The sequence below is a fragment of the Xanthomonas hortorum genome, from assembly GCF_011305375.1.
Lineage (GTDB): Bacteria > Pseudomonadota > Gammaproteobacteria > Xanthomonadales > Xanthomonadaceae > Xanthomonas > Xanthomonas hortorum_E.
On record NZ_VCME01000007.1, the window covers coordinates 168061 to 188964 of the forward strand.

Genomic DNA, 20904 nt, shown 5'->3' on the forward strand with positions numbered 1-20904 from the left:
CCTATTGGAATTGTTTGCATGTCGCTTGCACCTGCCTCCCGCGCTCGCGCGCAACAACACGCCACGCGCGCAGCGTTCTTCATTCCCGGTTTTGCTGCGGCCATCTGGGCGGTGCTGGTGCCGTTCGCCAAGGCCAGGACCAGCGTGGACGATGGTGCGCTTGGGTTGATCCTGCTGTGCCTGGGCGCAGGCTCGTTTCTGGCGATGCCGCTGGCCGGCGCCCTGTCGGCGCGCTTCGGCTTTCGCACGGTGATGGCGGTGACGACTGCATTGATCTGCATCAGCCTGCCGTTTCTGGCCGTTGTCGCCAACCCGTGGATGCTGGGCGCGGTGTTGTTCGTGTTCGGTGCCGGCGTGGGCGCGATGGATTGCGCAATGAACATGCAGGCGGTGGTGGTCGAACGCGATGCCGTGCGCGCGATGATGTCCGGATTCCATGCGTTTTTCAGCATCGGCGGCTTTGTCGGTGCCGGTGCGATGACGCTGCTGTTGTCGGCACGCATTGGTCCGCTGAGCGCTGCGATCGCCGGTGTGATTGCCATGCTGCTTGTCGGTGCACTGTCCGTTCGGCATTGGCGTGCCGAGCGCATCTCCCAGCAGGGGCCGTTGCTCGCGCTGCCCAAGGGCATCGTGCTGTTTATCGGCATTCTGGCGTTTGTGGTGTTTCTGGCCGAGGGCACCATTCTGGACTGGAGCTCGGTGTTTCTGGCCGATGTGCACCAGGTCAACCCGAGCACCGCCGGTCTGGGCTATGTGGCGTTTGCGTTGACCATGACGGTGACCCGTCTGTTGGGCGACTCGGTGGTGGAGCGGTTGGGGCGCATCCGCTCGATCGTGCTTGGCGCGCTGCTGGCCAGCGCGGGTTTTCTGGTGCTCACGCTGGTGAGCCCGTGGCAGGCCTCGTTGGCCGGTTACGTGTTGGTGGGGCTGGGGTGCGCCAATATCGTGCCGGCCTTGTTCTCGCTGGCCGGCAACCAGACGCGCATGCCGGAGAGCATCGCCATCACCGCAGTCACCACGTTGGGCTACGCCGGCATTCTGGCCGGGCCGGCATTGATCGGGTTCGCCGCCCACGGCATCGGCCTGGTCGGTGCCTTGATCGGGGTTGCGGTGCTGATGGTCGGCGTGGCGATTTCCACGCGGTGGTTGAAGGTGTGAGTGTGGGCGTCATCCGCCTGTCGTTGGTGAGTTGTCGGTCATGCGTCGCGCGCGGGCGCGCTCCTACCAAGGGCGGAGCGGGGATTACGCCTCGGTGGGTAAATACTCGAAGCGGTAGCCCACGCCGTACACCGAGCGCACCCACTCTTCGCCGCCCACATCGGCCAGTTTGCGGCGCAGATTCTTGATGTGGCTGTCCACGGTGCGGTCGGTGACGATGCGGTGGTCCACATACACACGGTCCATCAGCTGTTCGCGCGAATACACGCGGCCCGGCGATGCGGAGAGTGTACGCAGCAGGCGGAATTCGACCTGGGTCAGATCCAGGTCGCGTCCGGCCACGCTGGCCCGGCAGGCGGCGTCATCGATGACCAGGCCGTGCGTCGGCTCGCTGTTGGGATCATGCCGGTGCCGGCGTAGCACCGCGCGTACGCGCGCGATCACCTCGCGCGGGCTGAAGGGTTTGCAGATGTAATCGTCGGCGCCGATCTCCAACCCGAGCAGGCGGTCGATCTCTTCGGCGCGCGCAGTCACCATGATCACCGGTATCGCGCTGATGCTGCGCAGTTCGCGGCAGATGTCCAGACCATCGCGATTTGGCAGCATCAGATCGAGCAACAGCAGATCCGGCGCCTGCGCGCGAAATGCTGCGATCGCCTGCGCGCCATCGGCCACCCAATGATGCGAATAGCCGGCCGCGTGCAGATACTCGCCCAGCACCGCGGCCAGTCGCGGTTCGTCTTCGACGATGAGCACATGCGTGGCCGGTGCGGTCTGGGTGTCCATTACGCCTCCAATGCCGGCAGACGCAGCGTCACGCGCAGGCCGCCCAACGGCGAAGCGGTCGCGTGGATCTCGCCATCGTGCGCGCCGACGATATTGCGGCAGATCGCCAGGCCCAGCCCGCTGCCACCGCTGGCGCGATTGCGCGAGCCTTCCACACGATAGAAGCGCTCGAACAGGCGATCCAGCTTGTCTGCCGGCACGCCGGGCGCGCTGTCTTCCACCACGATTTCCACTGCATGCCCGCGTCGTGCGCAGTGCACAACGAGTTGGCCGCCGGCATCGGTATAGCGCAGTGAATTCTCCAGCAGATTGGAGAGCAACTGCTGCAGGCGGCGCTCATCGCCGTTGACGTGCAGTGGCGCATTGATGCCGTCGACCTGCAGCGTGAGCCCGGCTGCAGCGATGCGCATCTGCATGCCGGCCAGTGTGGATTGCAACACCACACTCAGATCGATCGGCGCGTGCCGATACGCCAACGCGCCCACATCGGTCAGCGACAGGTCGTACAGATCTTCGATCAGCTTGCCGAGTTGGCCGACCTCCTGATGCAGCGAGCTCAGCGACTCACGCGTCATCGGCCGGATACCGTCCTGCAGCGCTTCCAGTTCGGCGCGCAGTACCGCCAGTGGCGTGCGCAGTTCGTGCGAGACATCGGCCATGAAATCGCGGCGCGCGCGTTCGTTGTTGTCCAGTGCCTGCGCCAGTTGGTTGAAGTCGCGCGCGAGCTGGTCGAGTTCATCGCGCATGCCCGCGTGCAATCGCGTGCCGTAGTCGCCGGCGGCCAGGCGATGGGTTGCCACTGTCAAGCCACGCAGGCGGCGCAGCAAGGTGCGCGACAACAACCAGCCAAACAGCGCAGCGACACCGATCGATGCCGCGCCCACTGTCCACCACACACGTTGCTGGGCTTGAAAGAAGCGTGCGTCGTTGGCCGTCAGCACCCTCTCGAACGGCAGCATGCCCATCCAACCCACCGTCTGCCCGCGCACCACGACCGGGCGTAGCGTGTCGGTGCGGCTGACATCGGGGTTGCCGATGATCACGCGGTAATCGCGATCCAGCAGCGCGAAGCGAAACACTGCGCCGGTCTGGTCGGAGATCGGCGGCGCGCGCGGTGGCAGATTTTGCGCCAGCTCCGGGCGCATCAGCACGAACCAGGCATCGGGATTGTCGCGGATGAAGTTCCAGTCGCCATGCTTGGCGTAATCGGCCTGCACGCGCGGCAACACTTCCATCATCCGCTCGATGCCTTGCTCGCTGAGATAGTCGAGAAACTGCTTTCTGAGTAATAGCTGCCCGGCCAGGCCATTGATCAGCAGCACTGCGATGCACGCGCTCAGGATGGCGAGAAAGAGTTTGGCGGTGATTCCGAGTTTCATCGACGTTGGGAAAACCTTGTTGCGAATGAGGTCACGCACGTGCGCTTGCTGTCATGACTGCCTGCATTGAATGGCGACTGCAGCGGCGTCGACTGCAGACGCCAAGTGCAGACGCCAAGTGCGCCGCCTGTCTTGCACACCCGTATTGGGACTTCATTAAACCCCGAAAGCAAGCGCCTGCTGTCTGTCAACGCAAATCTTCAAATTTGCTCCATATTCGCAGCGTAGCGTGCGCATCCTCCGATCATTCCCGAGTGCGCCGCATGCGTTCCGTCGCTTCTTCCCGTTCTGCCGTGGTACCGCGCCAATGGCTGCTGGCCGCCATGATCACCGTCGCGCTGGCGGCCTGTTCGCCTGCGCAAGCGCCGCAGCAGCGGCAAGTGGGAGTGGGTGTGCAACGCGTGGACGTGCAGCGCCTGGCGTTGGACCAGACCCTGCCCGGTCGCACGGTGGCCTATCAGAGCGCCCAAGTACGCCCGCAAGTGGGCGGCATCCTGCGCAAGCGGCTGTTTATCGAAGGCGAGCAGGTGCAGGCCGGCCAGGTGCTGTACCAGATCGAGCCGGCCGCGTTCCAGGCCGCGTATGCCTCCGCGCAGGGCGAGCTGGCGCAGGCGCAAGCGGCAGTGCTCTCGGCCAAGCCCAAGGCGCAGCGGTATCAGACACTGGTCAAGCTGGATGCTGTGAGCCAGCAGGATGGCGATGACGCCATCGCCACGTTGCGTCAGAACGAGGCCGCGGTGACTGCCGCAAAGGCCGCGTTACAGACCGCAAAACTCAATTTGGATTTCACCCGCATCACCGCGCCGATCAGCGGCCGTATCGGTACCTCGAGCTTTACCCCGGGCGCACTTGTCACTGCCGACCAGACCGATGTGCTGACCACCATCAACCAGCTCGACCCGATCTATGTGGATGTCAGCCAATCCAGCGCGCAGCTGCTGCAGTTGCGGCGCAAGCTCGATGCCGGCCAGGTCAAGGCGGTGGACGGCAAGGCCGAGGTCAAGTTGCTGCTGGAAGACGGCAGCGTTTACGCGCGTACAGGCACGCTGGAAGTAGTGGACACCGCGGTAGATGCCACCACCGGCACGGTGAAGCTGCGTGCGGTGATTCCGAACCCCGACCATCTGTTGCTGCCCGGCATGTACGTCAAGGCGGTGCTGTCGATGGCCGTCAACGAGCAGGCGATCCTGGTGCCGCAGCAGGCCGTCACCCGCAACAGCAAGGGCGAGGCGGTGGCGATGGTGGTCGGTGCCGACGGCAAGGTGGCGCAGCGCGTGCTCAAGACCGGCGATGCGGTGGGCGACCGCTGGGTGGTCAGCGAAGGCCTCTCTGCAGGCGAGAGCGTGATCGTGCAGGGCCTGCAGAAAATCCAGGTCGGCATGCCGGTGAAGACGCGCGAAGTAAAGGCCGCTGCGGCCACGCCAGCTGCAGCGGCGCCGGTTGCACCCACAGCAGTGACGCCGAGTGCACCCGCCGCAGCTACGCCCAATGCCAAGCCAACAGCGCCGGCCAGCGCCACGCCCAAGGCCGACTGAGGAACTCTTATGGCTCGTTTCTTTATCGACCGCCCCATCTTCGCGTGGGTCATCGCCATCGTCATCACGCTGGCCGGCGCCATCTCGATCTTCTCGCTGCCGCTGGAGCAATACCCGGACATCGCACCGCCATCGGTGACGGTCAGCGCCACCTACACCGGCGCTTCTGCAGAGACCGTGCAGAACTCGGTCACGCAGATCCTCGAGCAGCAGATGACCGGTCTGGACAATCTGCTCTACATGTCCTCCAGCAGTAGTTCGGCGGGCACCGCGCAACTCACGCTCACCTTCGACTCCGGCACCGACCCGGACACCGCGCAGGTGCAGGTGCAAAACAAGGTATCGCAAGGCGAGGCGTTGCTGCCCGACGAGGTCAAGACCAACGGCATCACCGTGACCAAATCGGCCAGCGGCAGCATGTTCATGGTGCTGGCCTTCACCTCCGAAGACGGCAGCATGGACAGCACCGACATCGGCGACTACATGGTGTCCTCGTTGCAGGACCCGATCAGCCGCCTCAACGGTATCGGCAGCGTCAACGTGTTCGGTGCCGAGTACGCGATGCGCGTATGGCTGGATCCGGAAAAACTGCACACCTACGCGTTGATGCCCTCCGATGTCAGTACAGCAATCGCCGCGCAGAACGCCGATGTGTCCTCCGGCGCGCTGGGTGCATTGCCGGCGCTGCAAGGCCAGCAGTTGAATGCCACGGTGACCTCGCGCAGCAAGCTGCGCACGCCGGCGCAGTTCGAGAACATCGTGCTCAAGTCCGATGCAAGCGGCGCCACCGTGTACCTGCGCGATGTCGCGCGGGTGGAGTTGGGTTCGGAATCCTACGGTTCCAGTTCCAAGTTCAACGGCAAGGCCGCCTCGGGCATGGGCCTGCAGCTGGCAACCGGCGCCAATGCGCTGGATGCGGCCAAGCTGGTGGAAGCCAAGCTGGATGCGCTCAAGCCGTATTTTCCGGCCGGGCTGAAGTACGAGGTCGCCTACGACACCACGCCGTTCGTGCGCATCTCCATCGAGGAAGTGGTCAAGACCCTGATCGAAGCGATCGTGCTGGTGGTCGTGGTGATGTATCTGTTCCTGCAGAACTGGCGTGCCACGCTGGTGCCGGTGATCGCGGTGCCGGTGGTGTTGATGGGCACCTTCGGCGTGTTGTCGCTGCTGGGTTTTTCGATCAACACGCTGACCATGTTCGCGATGGTGCTGGCGATCGGTTTGTTGGTCGACGATGCCATCGTGGTGGTGGAAAATGTCGAGCGGTTGATGGCCGAGCAGGGCATGTCGCCGCGCGAGGCCACGCACACCTCGATGGGCCAGATCACCGGCGCGTTGGTCGGCATCGCGCTGGTGCTCACGGCGGTCTTCCTGCCGATGGCCTTCTTCGGTGGTGCCACCGGCGAGATCTATCGGCAGTTCTCGGTGACGATTGCCGCGGCGATGATCCTGTCGTTGGTAGTCGCACTGACCTTGAGCCCTGCGCTATGCGCCACCTTGCTCAAGCCCATCGACAAGGGCGGCCATGTCTCGCGCAAGGGCGTGCTGGGCAGGTTCTTCATCTGGTTCAACACGCGCTTCGATCGCGGCACCGACAGCTACGGGCGCGGTGTGGAGCGCATCGTCAGCCATCGCAAGCTCGGCTCGCTGATCTATGTGGTACTGCTGCTGGTGCTGGGCCTGCTGTTCTGGCGCCTGCCCAGCGCGTTCCTGCCCGAAGAAGACCAGGGCATGCTGATGGTGATGTTCAGCGCACCGGCCGGTGCCACGCAGCAACGCACCCAGCAATCGATCGACCAGGCCACCCAGTTCATCCTCAAGCAACCGGAAGTGCAGGGCATCATGACCATCTCCGGTTTCAGCCTGGCCGGTAGCAGCCAGAACTCGGGCATGGGCTTTATCCGTCTGAAGGACTGGGCCGACCGAGACGGCTCGGCGCAGGAAGTGGCACAACGCATCACCGGCGCGATGATGATGACGCTGCCCGACGCGCAGGTGTTTGCGTTGACGCCACCGGCCATCAACGGCTTGGGCACCAGCTCCGGTTTCACCCTTCAGTTGCAGGATGCCGCCGGCAACGGGCACGAAGCCTTGGTGGAAGCACGCAAGCAATTGCTGCAGCTGGCCAACGGCAATCAGAGCCTGAGTGCAGTGCGCTTCAACGGGCTGGACGACGCGCCCACCTACCGCGTGCAGATCGACGACGCCAAGGCCGGTGCGTTGGGCGTGGCCGCCGCCGACATCAACACCACCTTGTCCACGGTGATGGGCGGGCGTTACGTCAACGACTTCCTCAACAACAACCGGGTCAAGCGTGTGTACGTGCAGGGCGAAGCGTCCGCACGCATGTTGCCCAGCGATATCGACCGCTGGTACGTGCGCAACAGCGATGCCGCGATGGTGCCGTTCTCGGCCTTCGCCAGCAGTGCGTGGGCCTACGCACCGCAGGTGCTGACGCGCTTCAACGGCAGCGAATCGATGGAAATCACCGGCAGTGCCGCACCGGGCATCAGCTCGGGCGATGCGATGACGGCGGTGGCCGGCGAAGTCGATGGCATGGGCAAGGGCGTGGGCTACGCCTGGTCGGGCATGTCGTATCAGGAGCAGGCCGCCGGCACCCAGACCTGGATGTTGTATGCGGTATCGCTGGTGTTCGTCTTCCTGTGCCTGGCGGCGCTGTATGAAAGCTGGTCGATCCCGATCTCGGTGATGCTGGCGGTGCCGGTAGGCATTGTCGGCGCGCTGCTGGCCACCTGGATGCGCGATCTGTCCAACGACATCTACTTCCAGGTGGGCTTGCTGGCGACGATGGGGCTGGCCGCCAAGAACGGCATCCTGATCGTGGAATTTGCAAAAGAACTGGAAGAAAAAGGCCAGCCGTTGATCGAAGCCACCTTGCATGCCGCCCGCATGCGTTTGCGCCCGATCCTGATGACCTCGCTGGCCTTCATGCTCGGCGTGCTGCCGATGGTGATCAGCAGCGGCGCAGGCTCCGGTGGGCGTCATTCGCTGGGCACCGGCGTGCTCGGCGGCACCCTGGCCTCCACGTTGCTGGGCATCTTCTTCGTGCCGCTGTTCTACGTGATGGTGCGCAGCCTGTTTCCGGGTAAAGCCGCCGATCACTCCACCGTCGTCCGTACGTCCGAGGTGACCCCGTGAAGCGCAACCTGTCCGTAAGTCTGGCGGTGACCTGTGCCATCGCATTGAGTGGCTGCGTCAGCATGGCGCCGCGTTATGCACGCCCGGATGCGCCGGTGCCAAGCGTTGTCGGCGACACCGGTAGCGCGGATAGCACTACGTCCAATGCAGCTGCGCTGGATTGGCGGCAAGTGCTGGTCGACCCACGCCTGCAGCAAGTGGTCGCACTGGCGCTGGACAACAATCGCGATCTGCGCGTGGCGGTGCTCAACATCGAACAGGCGCGTGCGCAGTACCGCATTCAACGTGCGGACCTGTTCCCGGCGGTGGATATCACCGTCTCGCACAGTGCGCAACGTGCTGCGGCAGCGACCAGTTTCACCGGTGCGCCGCAGATCATCCGCAGCGCCACCGGGCAAGTGGGCATCACCAGTTGGGAGCTGGATCTGTTCGGGCGCATCCGCAGCCTCAAGAACGAGGCGCTGGAAACCTATCTCGCCAGTGAGCAGACCCAACGCAGCACGCGCCTGAGCCTGGTGGCCGAAGTGGCCAGCGGCTGGCTTACCGTGGCTGCCGATCAGCAGCGGCTGGCGCTTGCGCAGCAGACGCTGGAGAGCCAGCGCAAGACATTGCGCTTGACCGAACTGCAACACGAGAACGGCATCGTCTCCGGGTTGGATCTGGCCCAGATCCAGACCAGTGTGGAAAGTGCGCGTGCCGATGTGGCCAGTTTCACCACCCAGCTGGCGCAGTCACGCAATGCCCTGAATCTGGTCGCCGGCACACAGGTGCCAGCGGCGTTGCTCCCGGCTGCCGATGCGATCGATACCGGTGTGGCATTGGCACCGCTACCGGCCCAGCTGGAATCGCGCGTGCTGCTGCAGCGCCCGGACGTGTTGTCGGCCGAACACACGCTCAAGGCCGCCAATGCCGATATCGGCGCCGCCCGCGCCGCGTTCTTCCCCACCATCTCGCTCACCGGCAACGTCGGGCGCGGCAGCGATGCCTTGTCCAGCCTGTTCGAGGGCGACCACACCTGGTCGTTCTCGCCCAGCGTCAGCGTGCCGATCTTCCGTGCCGGCGCCTTGAAGGCCGAACTGGACGTGGCCAAGCTGCAGAAAGACATCACCATCGCGCAGTACGAACTGGCGATCCAGACTGCCTTCAGCGAAGTGGCCGACGCACTAGCCGAACGCACACAACTGGACGAGCGCATGGACGCGCAACGCGCCCTGGTGGATGCCGCACAACGCGGCTTCACCCTGTCGGATGCGCGCTACCGCAATGGCGTGGACAGTTATCTGGTGGCGCTGGACGCGCAACGCACGCTCTATAGCGCGCAACAGACCTTGATCAGCCTGCGTCTGACCGAGGCGAGCAATCGGGTGAGCCTGTACAAGGTGCTCGGTGGCGGCGCCGATGCGCAGTCGCAACCGTTGGCGCAACAGTAGCCCTGCATGGATGCGCTTGCCTCGGTGAGTCGAGTGCGTGGTGCCCTCACCGCTTGCGGGACACGCCGTGAATCCGTCCCTGGAGGCTCGGTGGCGGCATCCATGCCGCCACACGGTCCCGCAAGCGGTGAGGACACCGCACCAGAGAGTTTGTAGGTTGCTTGGAAAAGAGCTACGCGCATCGACCATCTCGACTGGTCCTTGCCCGCCCACCGTCGCGGGACCTTACGCGGCAACACGGACGTACTTGCGGCGTGTCCCGCGACGGTGGGCGGGCAAGGGCCCTGCAGCAAACCCGCGGATCATCCGCTCTAAAAGCCCAAGCACCCACGCCGTTCAATCACCTCTCAAGCCAACCAAGATCCGTGAACGTAGGAGTCGTGTTGGCCGCGCTTAGGCGAGCAAGAACTAACTGCATGCAACACGCAAAGAGCGGCTATCAAAACTACTGCGCACCCACCTGACGACTACTCGCTACGTTTTGTTAATCGCTCTAAGTGTTCCCACGCGTACTGCGATGGCCGACGCAAACGCCGGCCATCGCATTGCACGTCGCATTACTTCGCAGCGTTGGCGTTCATCACCGCATTGCGGCTGGCATCCAGATACTGCGCCGGATCACGCATGCCGGTGGTGTGGCATTGCCCCGTGGTGTGGCCGCGATTGACGCCGCCCGGCAGCTGCGCATTGACCTGCTCCACGGTGCCGTCTTCCGGATCGTTCAACACCAGATCCGAGGCCGCATTGCAGTAGTCGTTGGTATACCAGTTGGTCTTGGCGAACGAGGTCGTGTAGTAGTTGACCTTGGCCCGCGCATCGGCCGGAATGCCGGCCAGCCACGCCTTCGCACCGTCGTAGGTCATGTCGGTATTGGTGCCGCAACCCACGCCGAACCACGAACCCACCGCCGCCAGAATGCCCGACAGGTTGGTGCCTTGATACGGCGTGCCCACCGACTGCATCACCCGCCCGCCGCTGGCGTTATCCAGCCCGCTCCAGTAGTAGGTATACAGATGCAGCGCGGCCATGCCGCCCTGGCTGTGCGCCACCGTGGCGAACGAAGACCACTGGCTGGCGAACTGCGCCAACCTTTGCGCGAACTGGTCGTTGCTGCGGTTCTGTTTGGCATCGATAAACGACGAAGCATTGGTGAATTGCGCCTGCGGCCACACGCCGTTGGAGCAATAGCCGTGCACCAGCACCAGTTGCGAGCCGGCGGCCTGCGGCTGCGCCATTGCACTGGCACTGACCAACGCAGTCGGGCGCGGCCCCATACGCATGCTTTCGTCGATCGCACCGGCAGACCGCGCGATGCTGGCACGCCGTAACGCGGGCAGCTGCAACGGCAGCGTGTCGGCCTGCACCAGCGGGATGTAATGGTCCGGATCTTCGATACGCAGCCCACGCACGCTAAACGGCGCACGTGCACCGGCACGCGCAATCCAGCGTTCGTCCAGGCTCAGTGGCAACTGGCCTTGTTGCGGCGTCAGCATGCCGCCGATCCATGCTACCGGCACCTCCTTGCCTTTGGCATCGGTACCCCACACCTGGCCGAACACGCGGTAATGCGACGGTGCCTTGCCACGTGCCGCGACGGGCAACGCAATGCTGAGCCGTGTGCCATCGGCAGCACGTGCGCTCAGTGCATTGCCGAGCAAACGCAACGAGGTGTCCAGCACCGGCAACACATGCTCGCTGGTGCGCACGAACGGCTGCCCGGCCTGGTCGTGACCGTGCACGATCACCTGTGCAATCCAGGTGCCCTCGCTACTCGGTTGAAATGTACCGCCATACACACCATCGCCGGCTGCACCATCGTCGTGTTGCCCGTCATCGGCCATCGGCAGTGTGCGGATGCCGCCTTGCGGGTCGATCACACGCAGACTGGCTGTCTCGATCTGCCCAGCCTGCGCGGCAAGCAAGGTCGCGCCGCGTGCATCGTTGCCGCTGAGCAGCGCGTTGAGCGTCAGCGATTGACCCACCTGCTGGCGACGATTGCGCGCATACGAAGCCAACTGCGTGCGTGCATCGCCTTCCATCAAGACATAGCCGCGCTGCGCCACCGGCGATGCCGATTGCAGGGTCAGCGACCATGCACCGTTCTGTGCCGATTCCACTGCGTAACGCATGCCGCTGGTGCCACTCTCTGCGCTGCCCAGCAGTGTGCGTTGCGCCTGCAGTTGCGGTGCAACGGCAGCGACACGCGCGCCGGCAATGCGTGGCGCAGTCACTGCCGCATCCCACGGCTGGTCGCCGGCCAACACCATGAAACGCAGGTGGCCGTTTTCCACCGGCAAGGTGCCTTGCCAGCGCGCCGATGTACCGGCCGGCGTCAATTCCACCGGTAGTAATGCGCTCTTGGACAGAATCGCCGACTCGGCCGGATCGGGCGCGCGCATCTGCGCGAACTCCTCCGGTGGGCCAGCCAGTTGTTTGGGCTGCAGCTCCGCCGCCGCAAGCGGCAGGGACACGAGCGACAGGCTGCACAGTAACGACAATAGCGACGGCTTCGGCATGGCGACATCTCTCCTTGAACGTTGCGAAGCAATGCCGCTGCGCATGGCAACGACACCGGATGCAGCGCCCCCTCGCCGCGATTCGCCGATGGTTATACCGCGCGCTTGTGACAGGTCTGCTGTGCGCTGCAGCACCTCACGCGCAGCCAACAAATCCACAGAAATGAATAGTACGGACTGTGATCTAGTTCGTGGACATGTCGACGATCCACACTTCCATACCAACTAAAACTGTAAGTCTGCGGTCGCTGTTGACCGCCGAACTCTGCGGGTCTTAGTCCGCACGGACTGCAGACTACCGTGCGAAATCTATTGCGATCTTCGCGATGCCGAGGTCTACAAGATGTGGGCGGCGGTGCGGGAGCGATACTGCTCTACCCACGCGACAGACTGCGCAATGCCGCCGAAGGGAAAGAAGTGCAGGCTCATGTCTCCATGCGCGTCGGTGAGGCCGGTGGCGAGGCGATCCACAAAACGATCCGGCCCCGCGCTACCGAACAGCTTGCCGATCGAGATGCCGTACTTGGACAACATCGATGCGCATGCACCGACACCGCAGCGTGCGGCATAGCGCGCGAGCACCGCGACGCCGGCAGGACCGGGAACGCCCACACGCACGGGATGTGCAATGCCACGCGCGCGCAGCGCTTCCAGCCACGTCAGCACGATGTCGGCATCGAACGCGAACTGGGTGACGATCAGCGGCGCCATGCCGCGCTCGGCAATGCTGCGACACTTGCGTTCCAGTACATCCCATTGATCGGTTGCAGGCATCCTCGGATGTCCTTCCGGATGCCCTGCCACGCCGATGGTCTTGATGCCCGAGTGCTCGAAAACACCTGTATCGATCAGCGACACGCTGTCCGAAAACGGCCCGATCGCAGAGGGCGCATCACCTGCGATCACCAGGCAGCGCTCAACGCCGGCTTCATCGACGGCGCGCCCGACGAAGGCGTGCAACGCATCGAGCGAGGCGATGCGGCGCGCCGAAAGGTGCGGCATGGGCGCGAAACCGAGGGTGCGCACCGTCTGTGCTGCGGCCAGTCGCGCGTCGTCGTTCTGGCTGGGCAGGTAGGGGATGGCAATGGTTGAGCCACGCAGGATCCGCTGTGCCGCTGCGGCCAGCGCGGGCATGTCGTTTGCGCCGACCTCCAACGAATAGCCGTCGGTGAGGGTGCTGGCGAGGCTGGGCGGATCCGGATACATCAAAGGGGTTGCCGTCCTCTGGTGGCGATTGGGTGGCTCCCGCATGTCAGCGCTGATCGAGCGGGAAGGCGGTCCATGCAACACACGCGCCTGGCGATGCTGTCCATCAGTGGGCTCCCGGTGGAGTGGCGCTGCCATTGCCAGGCGCGCGCGCCAGTTCGATGAAGGCGCGCAGGTAGTCGATGGCGATATCTGCCTCGCGTGCGCCCAGGAAGATCTGCTTGGGGATGCCGCGCGCACCCAGCCGGACCGGCACCACGTCCATCCTGGAGGCATATTCCTCCACCAGCCAGCGTGGCATGGCGGCCACGCCGCGGCCGCTGGCCACCATCTGCATCATGATGTCGGTGGTTTCGATGGCTTTGTGGCGCCTGGGCGTGACACCGGCCGGCAGCAGGAACTGGCTGTAGATGTCCAGCCGCTCAAGGTCCACGGGATAGCTGATGAGCACCTCGCGTGTCAGCTGCTGCGGCTTGACGTAGGCAGCCGACGCCAGCGCATGGCCGCTGGCCACGACCAGCACCTGCTCGTAGTCGAACACCGGCTCGAACCGCAGCCCGGGCTTGTACAGCGGGTCGGGCGTGACCAGCAGGTCGATCTCGTAGCCGAACAGCGCGCCAATGCCGCCGAACTGGAACTTCTGCTTGACGTCCACATCCACATCCGGCCAGGTGGCCAGATAGGGCGCCACCAGCTTGAGCAGCCACTGGTAGCAGGGATGGCATTCCATACCGATGCGCAACGCACCGCGTTCGCCCTGCGCGAACTGCCCCAGGCGCTCTTCGGCCAGGTCCAGTTGCGGCAGCACCCGGTTGGCCACCGCCAGCAGATACTGGCCGGCCTGGGTCAGCCGCAGGCTGCGCCCCTCGCGCAGCCAGACGTCGGTGCCCAGCTGCTGCTCCAGCTTTTTCATGCTGTGGCTCAGCGCCGACTGGGTCAGGTTCAACACGCCGGCGGCGGCCGTCAGCGAGCCTTGCTGCTCGACCTGCTGGACGATGGTGAGATGGATGCGCTCAAGCATTCAGATGATCCGAATTCATGGATTGTTGAAATAACACCATTTTACTTCATTGAATGCGAGCCCTAGCATCCGGGTTCGTCGTTCTAGGTCCACCTGCATGACTGTCAACGTGCCACACCCACTCCGCGTCGTCGCGGTCTCCGGCGGGATGCAACGCCCGTCCAAGGCCGTCGCCCTGGCCGAGCATCTGCTGGCCCTGATCGCCGATGCAGTGCCGTGCGAGCAGCATCTGGTCGAACTCGGGGCGTTGGCACCGCAGTTCGCCGGGGCGGTCTGGCGCTCGCAGTTGCCCGCAACGGTGGAGCAGGAACTGCTCGCCGTGGAGCAGGCCGACGTGCTGGTGGTGACAACACCGGTCTATCGCGGGTCCTTCACCGGGCTGTTCAAGCACTTCTTCGACTTCATCCATCAGGACGCCTTGATCGACACGCCCGTCCTATTGGCTGCAACCGGCGGCAGCGACCGCCATGCATTGGTGATCGACCACCAGCTGCGGCCGCTTTTCAGTTTCTTCCAGGCACGCACGTTGCCGCTGGGCGTCTACGCCACCGACCGGGACTTTCTGGATTACCGCGTGCACAACGAGGCGCTGGCCGAGCGCGCCAGGCTGGCGGTGCAGCGGGCATTGCCGCTGATCGCATTGACGCGGCATGCAGGTGCCATCGCCGCAGAAAAAGTCGCGGCGGCCTGAGGGCCATCCCGCCCACGGTTGCCTGGCGGGCCACCACGCCCTCGCCGGCCACCGGATCCGTTGGCAATGGTCCGCCGATCCAGAGTTCCGGTTTCCATCCAGCAGGCATCAACAGCTCCGCTGAAAAGTGCGCTCGTATTTAATCTCGAAACAAGGCGTCAGCTTGCAATGACTCAGGAATTGACCTTCAGCATCAAGAGCCTTTGGTTCGATGAGGACTACCGTCCCGCGGCCAATACGCGCAACACGACCAACTTTGCCAACCTGGCCAGGGGGCAGCGTCGTCAGGAAAATTTGCGTAACACGCTGGCGATGATTAACAACCGCTTCAACGACCTGGCGCATTGGGATAATCCCACGCTTGACCGCTATACAGTCGAACTCGAAATCATCTCTGTCGAGATGAAGATCGGTGGGAGCGAAGCAGGTGATGCATTTCCGCTGATCGAGATATTGAAACCCAGCATTCTCGATAAAACGAACGGCGCGCGCATCGACGGCATTGCAGGGAATAATTTTTCCTCCTATGTGCGTGACTACGATTTCAGCGTGCTGCTGCCAGCGCACAATCAGGACGCGTCCAACTTCAGCCTGCCGGCGGAGTTCGGCAGCCTGCATGGCAAGCTGTTCAAGCACTTCGTGCACTCGGACGCCTACAAGGCGCGGTTCACCAAGCCGCCGGTCATCTGCATCAGCGTCTCCAGCAGCAAGGTCTATCACCGCACCGGAAACCAGCACCCCATCCTGGGCATCGAATACAGGCAGGACGAAGGTTCATTGACGGATCGGTATTTCGAGAAGATGGGCCTGCAGGTGCGCTATTTCATGCCGCCCAACAGCGTCGCCCCGTTGGCGTTTTACTTTCTCGGCGACCTGCTGAACGACTACACCAATCTTGAGCTGATCGGCACCATCAGCACCATGGAGACGTTCCAGAAGATTTACCGGCCAGAGATCTACAACGCCAATTCCGCAGCAGGTGCCATCTACCAGCCGAGCCTGAAGCATCAGGATTACTCGTCTACCCAGATCGTCTACGACCGCGAAGAGCGTAGTCAGCTCGCGGTGACGCAGGGCAAATTCACGCAGGAGCACTTCATCAAGCCCTACGGGAACATTCTCGAGCAGTGGGCCTCCAGCCACGCTGTCTAATCAACACGAACGCAAGACATCACTCATCATGAATAAGCTGCTCCCCACCTCAACCGCCGGTAGCCTGCCCAAGCCGTCCTGGCTCGCGCAGCCCGAAAAACTCTGGTCTCCCTGGAAGCTGCAGGACGAGGAACTGATCGAAGGCAAGCAGGACGCATTGCGCTTGTCGCTGCAGGAACAGCAGCACGCAGGCATCGATATCGTGAGCGACGGCGAGCAGACCCGTCAGCATTTCGTCACCACCTTCATCGAACACCTCAGCGGTGTGGATTTCGAAAAGCGCGAGACGGTCAGGATTCGCGATCGCTATGACGCCAGCGTCCCTACCGTTGTTGGTGCGGTGAGCCGCCCGAAGTCCGTCTTCGTCGACGATGCCAAGTTCTTGCGCCAGCAAACCCGGCAGCCGATCAAATGGGCGCTGCCCGGCCCCATGACGATGATCGACACCCTCTTTGATGCGCACTACAAAAGCCGCGAAAAGCTGGCATGGGAGTTTGCGAAGATTCTCAATCAGGAAGCCAGGGAGCTCGAAGCGGCCGGCGTGGACATCATCCAGTTCGATGAGCCGGCCTTCAATGTCTTCTTCGACGAGGTCAACGACTGGGGTGTTGCCACCCTTGAACGGGCCATCGAAGGCCTAAAATGCGAGACCGCCGTCCATATCTGCTATGGCTACGGCATCAAGGCCAATACCGACTGGAAGCAGACGCTGGGGTCGGAGTGGCGTCAGTACGAGGAGTCGTTCCCCAAGCTGCAGACATCCAATATCGACATCATCTCGCTGGAATGCCACAACTCGCACGTGCCGATCGATCTGATCGAACTCGTTCGCGGCAAGAAGGTGATGGTCGGCGCCATCGACGTGGCAAGCAACACGATCGAAACACCGCAGGAGGTGGCCGATACGCTGCGCAAAGCGCTTCGGTTTGTCGATGCCGACAAGCTCTACCCGTCCACCAACTGCGGGATGGCGCCGCTCGCCCGGCACGTCGCACGAGGCAAACTCACTGCCCTCAGTGCAGGCGCAGACATCATCCGTGCAGAACTGTCGGCGCGGTAGCGCGCTGATGCTTGCGTAGATCATCGGCCGAAGGAATGCGGGCCGACGCGAACGCTATCCCGCTGCTGCAACGGGCGACCGAGACCGGCGCTGCACTAACAAACAAGCCCCCGCATGCGGGGGCTTGTTTGTCTTCCATCTGGTTGCAGCGATCAATAATTGACCTGCAACTGCAGCCGCAGCAAGTCGCCTTCCACAACCGGATACGGCGCCGTGGTGACGTCGGTGCGCTTCATCTTCGAATACGCGAATACCAGTTCCAGCGCATCCATCGGTTGCCACTCGACACCGGCTTCCACTTCGTCCAGGCGCATGCGCGGCGCATTGGTATCGAACTTGGAACCGCCGCGGTAGGTCTGCCATTTCAGGTACGGCAGCAGAGTGCCGTAATTGAAGTCGTGCTTGAACATCGCCTGCACATAACCGCCGCTCAGCGAACGGGTACGGATACGCCGCTGCGCGACGTCCAGCTCCGGGCCGCGGCCCACCGTCCACTCGGCCTGCAGGCCGAACGGCTGCGGGTAGTAAATGATGTGGGCGGCCACGCGTTGGTCGGTGTAGCCGTTCGGGTCGGTGATGGCGGGGGTGAAACTGCGGCCACCGATATTCACCGCTGCAGCAGTCGGTACGAAGCGGCCGCTGTAGGCATCGGCGCCCACTTCAAGATACTGGCCGTTGGCGAATTTGAACGGGTAGGTGGCATGCACCACCGCATGCATGCCGTCGTTGCGTTCGGCGCGGTTGGCGCCCTGGCCGTTGTAGACGCCAGCGCCGATCACGCCGTAATCGCCCGAGCCCTTCAGGCCCGACTTGACCAGATCCTGAAAGCGGCCCTTGGCCACGGTGGGGCTGTAATAGAACACCGCACCGATATCGCGTTCGTCGCGCAGGCCGGAGTTGAGCGCGTCGGCGCGGTCCAGCGTGAGACGGTTCTGGCTGGACTGCAGGTTCTCCCAGCCGTACGGCATCTTCGACTGGCCCACGCGCACGCGGTACTCGCGCTTCTTGTCGAAGTAGATGTCGGCATACGCATCGCGCAGCTGCGCGAAGTTGGAGGTGGTCGAACCGGTCGGCGTGCTCGCAAAATCCGGCTGGAAGTACAGCGACACGTGCTCGTTGAGATCGCCGCTAAGCACCAGGCGCGCACGGCGGATGCCCAGGCTCTGGTCGTTGCCGATAAAGCGGTCGCCCGGTGCGCGCAGATCCTGCGCGTCGCCGCCGATGCCCTGGTTGTAGCGGATCTGCGTGTAGCCGCGCAGGCTCAGCTTGTCGTACCACTTCTTGCCGGCCTCGCCGGGCTTGGCCGGTGCTGCTGCCGGCACGGGTGCAGGTGCGGTCTGGGCGATGGCGGTGTCGGCCGCCACTGGCGCGGCGGGCGGTGGCGGCAATGCCGGCGCGGCAGGCAGTGCCGAGGCCGGCAGCTTGCCGTTCTCGTCCACCTGCACGAACTTGCCCAGCTTGTCGCGCCCCGGTGCCGGCTCGGCGAAGATCTGCTTGGTCTTGCGGTCGACGTACAACTCCAGCTCGGCGGCCAGCGTACTGCCGCTGGCGGTCGCGCTGAGGGCGCACAGAACGGTGGCGAGATTGCGTTTTTTCATGGGTCCGGCTCGTGCAAGGGAAACGGGTCGGCGGCAGCGTCAGGCCTGCGGCTGCCCCCAACCGGGGCGGCGAACATGGCGTCTGAGCGCCTGCCAGGCGCCCAGGTCGTCCTGACGTAGCGGCAATGGCAGCAGTTATATTTAGATTTGATGTCAGTTTGGTGACATCGGAAGCGACTGGTCAGCGCCACGCATGTGTCAGCTGCGTTTCCGGCCGATGTCAGTTATGCGACGCGCGCGAGGCGAACCTATCAGCGCGCAATGTGAGGTGCGGGGCGTTTTTGCAACGCTCTTGTTGCCGCCGCGCGTCCTCAAGTCTGCAGTGCCACTGGCAGGCAGCGACGCCATGAGGCGGAGAGTGATGCAGGGCGGAAGGCGCGCGCCGCGTACGGCAACCGCGCCGCTGTCGTCGTCTTCCCGAGCAGCGGTGGGCGAGGGGACGAATAAATCAAAACGCGGCGAAGGCGGGTCAGAGCCCGGCGTCGTCTGATCAAACACTCTGGCGTATCGCCGAGCAGGTACTGGTCAACGCATGTCGACCAGCACCGTGCCGACGCCCGACTCAGGCTGCCGGTGCCGCCTTCAACGCCGCAGCCACCGCATCGTGCAGCGAGGTGGTCGGGCGGCCGATCAACCCGCTCAAGGTGTGGCTGTCGTCGAACAGGCTGCCGCCGCGCGAGGACGCCGAGCACTGCGCCAGCACCTGGGCGAACGGAGCCGGCAAGCCGATTTGCACCAGCGCCGCCGCGTAGTCGGCTTCGGGCAGATCGTGATACGCCACCGGCTTGCCGGACTGCTGCGCCAGCTCGGCGGCATAGTCGGCCATGGTGAAGGCGGTATCGCCGGCCAGCTCGTAGACCTTCCCGGCCTGCGGTGTGTCGGCGGCCAGCACTGCCGCGGCGGCTGCGGCGTAATCCGCACGCGTGGCTGCGCTGATCCTGCCCTCGCCGGCGCTGCCGATCACCGCGCCTTGCGCCACTTCGGCCGCGATCGAGCCGGTGTAGTTCTCGGTGTACCAGCCATTGCGCAGCAGCGCGTGCGGCACGCCGCTCTCGCGCAGCAGCGCTTCGGTGGCGACATGCTCGTCGGCTAGCGACAGCGTGCTGCTGTCGGCGCGCAGCACGCTCGTATAGGCCAGCAATTCCACGCCGGCACGCTTGGCCGCCTCGATCACGTTGCGGTGCTGCGGCACGCGTTCGCCCACCGCATTGGACGACACCAGCAATACGCGGCCCACCCCGGCGAAGGCCTCATCCAGGCTCTGCGGGTCTGCATAGTCGGCGCGACGCACGCTGATGTCGCGTTTTGCGAACTTTGCGAGTGACGCAGTATCGCGGGCCGTTGCTACGATGCGTGCCGCTGGCACACGCTCTAGCAAGGCTTCGACGACCAACGCGCCCAACTGCCCGCTGGCGCCGGTGACGAGGATCAGGGGGGAAGTGTGTGCCATGGTGAACTCCAGTTGGTATTGATAAGAGGTGTGGTCTACTATCTAGACTCTAGGTCCGCGCACTCATTATCAGGGCCGTTCGATCCTCCACAAGGAGGCAGTTTTCTTCCCCCTGGTTACCGTGAGATACCCCCGTGAACGCGATTGCTCTGTTTCCACCGCCGCCGTCCCTGCAAGGCATGCCCTTCGACGCCACCAAGTGCCCGGTGCGCGATGTGCTCGATCAGATCGGCGACAAATGGACCATGCTGATCCTGCTGACGTTGATCCCCGGCCCGTCCCGCTTCAGCGCCATCCAGCGTGCCGTGCCGGACATCTCCAAGCGGATGCTGACCCAGACCCTGCGCAACCTCGAGCGCAACGGCATGATTACCCGCAAGGTCTACGCCACCAAGCCGCCCAGCGTGGAATATGCCTTGTCCAAGCTTGGCGTGGCGCTGCTCGGCCCGATCTCGCAGCTGCTCAACTGGGCAGGCGAAAACCATGCGGCCATTCGCTCCGCACGTGAACGCTTCGATCATGCCCAGCAGCCGGCGGTCGCGCTGGATGCCGACGAAGCGATGGCGTAAGCGCTGCACTGCAGTGCTGACGAGGGAACTGACGGCGCCGGTCTGATTAGGTTGGCGCCGCTACGCCGCTACGTCGGCTGATCGTCGGTTGATCGTTGACTTGCGCGCGTGCCAGCCATGGATCGACTGTTGCCGCCTGGCACTCGCCAGCGGCTTGCGTCTCCACAATGGACCCAGTGCAAAGATGTGAGTGC

Annotated in this window: 15 protein-coding genes; 8 read left to right on the forward strand and 7 right to left on the reverse strand. The window is 63.9% G+C overall.

What is annotated here, in order from left to right:
- The first annotated feature begins 18 nt into the window (after positions 1–18).
- Positions 19–1158 (forward strand): MFS transporter, encoded by a 1140-nt coding sequence (locus FFY45_RS08500; protein WP_176340098.1) that lies wholly within the window; start codon positions 19–21, stop codon positions 1156–1158.
- An 84-nt stretch (positions 1159–1242) separates the two neighbouring features.
- Here FFY45_RS08500 and FFY45_RS08505 read toward each other — a convergent pair whose 3' ends face one another.
- Both FFY45_RS08505 and baeS read right to left on the reverse strand, forming a co-directional pair.
- A complete protein-coding gene (locus tag FFY45_RS08505) occupies positions 1243–1944 on the reverse strand; it encodes a response regulator (protein ID WP_176340099.1) in 702 nt (233 codons plus the stop codon).
- Positions 1944–3323, reverse strand: a complete 1380-nt coding sequence (gene baeS, locus FFY45_RS08510; protein WP_176340100.1) for a sensor histidine kinase efflux regulator BaeS — start codon at positions 3321–3323, stop codon at positions 1944–1946. The genes FFY45_RS08505 and baeS overlap by 1 nt, the downstream gene beginning before the upstream one ends.
- A 263-nt stretch (positions 3324–3586) precedes the next feature.
- Between baeS and FFY45_RS08515 the strand changes: the two genes are divergently transcribed.
- Genes FFY45_RS08515 through FFY45_RS08525 form a run of 3 tightly spaced genes read left to right on the forward strand, consistent with a single transcriptional unit; the run spans position 3587 to position 9447 of the window.
- Positions 3587–4858, forward strand: a complete 1272-nt coding sequence (locus tag FFY45_RS08515; protein WP_176340101.1) for an efflux RND transporter periplasmic adaptor subunit — start codon at positions 3587–3589, stop codon at positions 4856–4858.
- 9 nt (positions 4859–4867) lie between these two features.
- Positions 4868–8017 carry an efflux RND transporter permease subunit gene (locus FFY45_RS08520; protein ID WP_176340102.1) on the forward strand — a complete coding sequence of 1050 codons (3150 nt, stop codon included), beginning with the start codon at positions 4868–4870 and terminating at the stop codon, positions 8015–8017.
- On the forward strand, positions 8014–9447 hold the full coding sequence (locus FFY45_RS08525) for an efflux transporter outer membrane subunit (protein ID WP_176340103.1): 1434 nt from the start codon (positions 8014–8016) through the stop codon (positions 9445–9447). The genes FFY45_RS08520 and FFY45_RS08525 overlap by 4 nt, the downstream gene beginning before the upstream one ends.
- Before the next feature lie 557 nt (positions 9448–10004).
- Here the strand turns inward: FFY45_RS08525 and FFY45_RS08530 are convergent.
- From FFY45_RS08530 to FFY45_RS08540, 3 genes are all read right to left on the reverse strand, one after another.
- On the reverse strand, positions 10005–11963 hold the full coding sequence (locus FFY45_RS08530) for a choice-of-anchor X domain-containing protein (protein ID WP_176340104.1): 1959 nt from the start codon (positions 11961–11963) through the stop codon (positions 10005–10007).
- A gap of 336 nt (positions 11964–12299) precedes the next feature.
- Positions 12300–13169 (reverse strand): methylenetetrahydrofolate reductase, encoded by an 870-nt coding sequence (locus tag FFY45_RS08535; protein ID WP_439333521.1) that lies wholly within the window; start codon positions 13167–13169, stop codon positions 12300–12302.
- A gap of 106 nt (positions 13170–13275) precedes the next feature.
- Positions 13276–14190, reverse strand: a complete 915-nt coding sequence (locus FFY45_RS08540; RefSeq protein WP_023903024.1) for a LysR family transcriptional regulator — start codon at positions 14188–14190, stop codon at positions 13276–13278.
- Positions 14191–14287: 97 nt separating this feature from the next.
- On the opposite strand from FFY45_RS08540, the gene msuE reads away from it, so the two are divergent.
- From msuE to FFY45_RS08555, 3 genes are all read left to right on the forward strand, one after another.
- Entirely contained in the window at positions 14288–14881 is a 594-nt protein-coding gene (gene msuE / locus FFY45_RS08545; protein ID WP_176340105.1) for an FMN reductase, read from the forward strand.
- 168 nt (positions 14882–15049) lie between these two features.
- A complete protein-coding gene (locus tag FFY45_RS08550; protein WP_176340247.1) occupies positions 15050–16033 on the forward strand; it encodes a DUF1852 domain-containing protein in 984 nt (327 codons plus the stop codon).
- A gap of 28 nt (positions 16034–16061) precedes the next feature.
- The gene (locus tag FFY45_RS08555) at positions 16062–17093 is read left to right on the forward strand and encodes a methionine synthase (protein ID WP_176340106.1); all 1032 of its coding nucleotides are present in this window, start codon (positions 16062–16064) and stop codon (positions 17091–17093) included.
- Positions 17094–17245: 152 nt separating this feature from the next.
- On the opposite strand, the gene FFY45_RS08560 is transcribed toward FFY45_RS08555, so the two are convergent.
- Both FFY45_RS08560 and FFY45_RS08565 read right to left on the reverse strand, forming a co-directional pair.
- Entirely contained in the window at positions 17246–18691 is a 1446-nt protein-coding gene (locus FFY45_RS08560) for an OprO/OprP family phosphate-selective porin (protein ID WP_023903021.1), read from the reverse strand.
- A 562-nt stretch (positions 18692–19253) separates the two neighbouring features.
- Positions 19254–20141, reverse strand: a complete 888-nt coding sequence (locus tag FFY45_RS08565) for an SDR family oxidoreductase (RefSeq protein ID WP_176340107.1) — start codon at positions 20139–20141, stop codon at positions 19254–19256.
- Between the two features lie 134 nt (positions 20142–20275).
- Between FFY45_RS08565 and FFY45_RS08570 the strand changes: the two genes are divergently transcribed.
- Positions 20276–20710, forward strand: coding sequence for a winged helix-turn-helix transcriptional regulator (locus FFY45_RS08570; protein ID WP_039513244.1), 435 nt, complete (start codon positions 20276–20278; stop codon positions 20708–20710).
- The last annotated feature ends 194 nt before the right edge of the window (positions 20711–20904 follow it).

What these genes read in the sequence shown, in the direction of transcription:
- FFY45_RS08530 (WP_176340104.1), bottom strand. Translation starts at nt 11,963, where the DNA reads ATGCCGAAGCCGTCGCTATTGTCGTTACTGTGCAGCCTGTCGCTCGTG.
- FFY45_RS08565 (WP_176340107.1), bottom strand. Translation starts at nt 20,141, where the DNA reads ATGGCACACACTTCCCCCCTGATCCTCGTCACCGGCGCCAGCGGGCAG.
- FFY45_RS08535 (WP_439333521.1), bottom strand. Translation starts at nt 13,169, where the DNA reads ATGTATCCGGATCCGCCCAGCCTCGCCAGCACCCTCACCGACGGCTAT.
- msuE (WP_176340105.1), top strand. Translation starts at nt 14,288, where the DNA reads ATGACTGTCAACGTGCCACACCCACTCCGCGTCGTCGCGGTCTCCGGC.
- FFY45_RS08515 (WP_176340101.1), top strand. Translation starts at nt 3,587, where the DNA reads ATGCGTTCCGTCGCTTCTTCCCGTTCTGCCGTGGTACCGCGCCAATGG.
- FFY45_RS08550 (WP_176340247.1), top strand. Translation starts at nt 15,050, where the DNA reads ATGACTCAGGAATTGACCTTCAGCATCAAGAGCCTTTGGTTCGATGAG.
- FFY45_RS08555 (WP_176340106.1), top strand. Translation starts at nt 16,062, where the DNA reads ATGAATAAGCTGCTCCCCACCTCAACCGCCGGTAGCCTGCCCAAGCCG.
- FFY45_RS08500 (WP_176340098.1), top strand. Translation starts at nt 19, where the DNA reads ATGTCGCTTGCACCTGCCTCCCGCGCTCGCGCGCAACAACACGCCACG.
- FFY45_RS08505 (WP_176340099.1), bottom strand. Translation starts at nt 1,944, where the DNA reads ATGGACACCCAGACCGCACCGGCCACGCATGTGCTCATCGTCGAAGAC.
- FFY45_RS08520 (WP_176340102.1), top strand. Translation starts at nt 4,868, where the DNA reads ATGGCTCGTTTCTTTATCGACCGCCCCATCTTCGCGTGGGTCATCGCC.
- FFY45_RS08540 (WP_023903024.1), bottom strand. Translation starts at nt 14,190, where the DNA reads ATGCTTGAGCGCATCCATCTCACCATCGTCCAGCAGGTCGAGCAGCAA.
- FFY45_RS08560 (WP_023903021.1), bottom strand. Translation starts at nt 18,691, where the DNA reads ATGAAAAAACGCAATCTCGCCACCGTTCTGTGCGCCCTCAGCGCGACC.
- baeS (WP_176340100.1), bottom strand. Translation starts at nt 3,323, where the DNA reads ATGAAACTCGGAATCACCGCCAAACTCTTTCTCGCCATCCTGAGCGCG.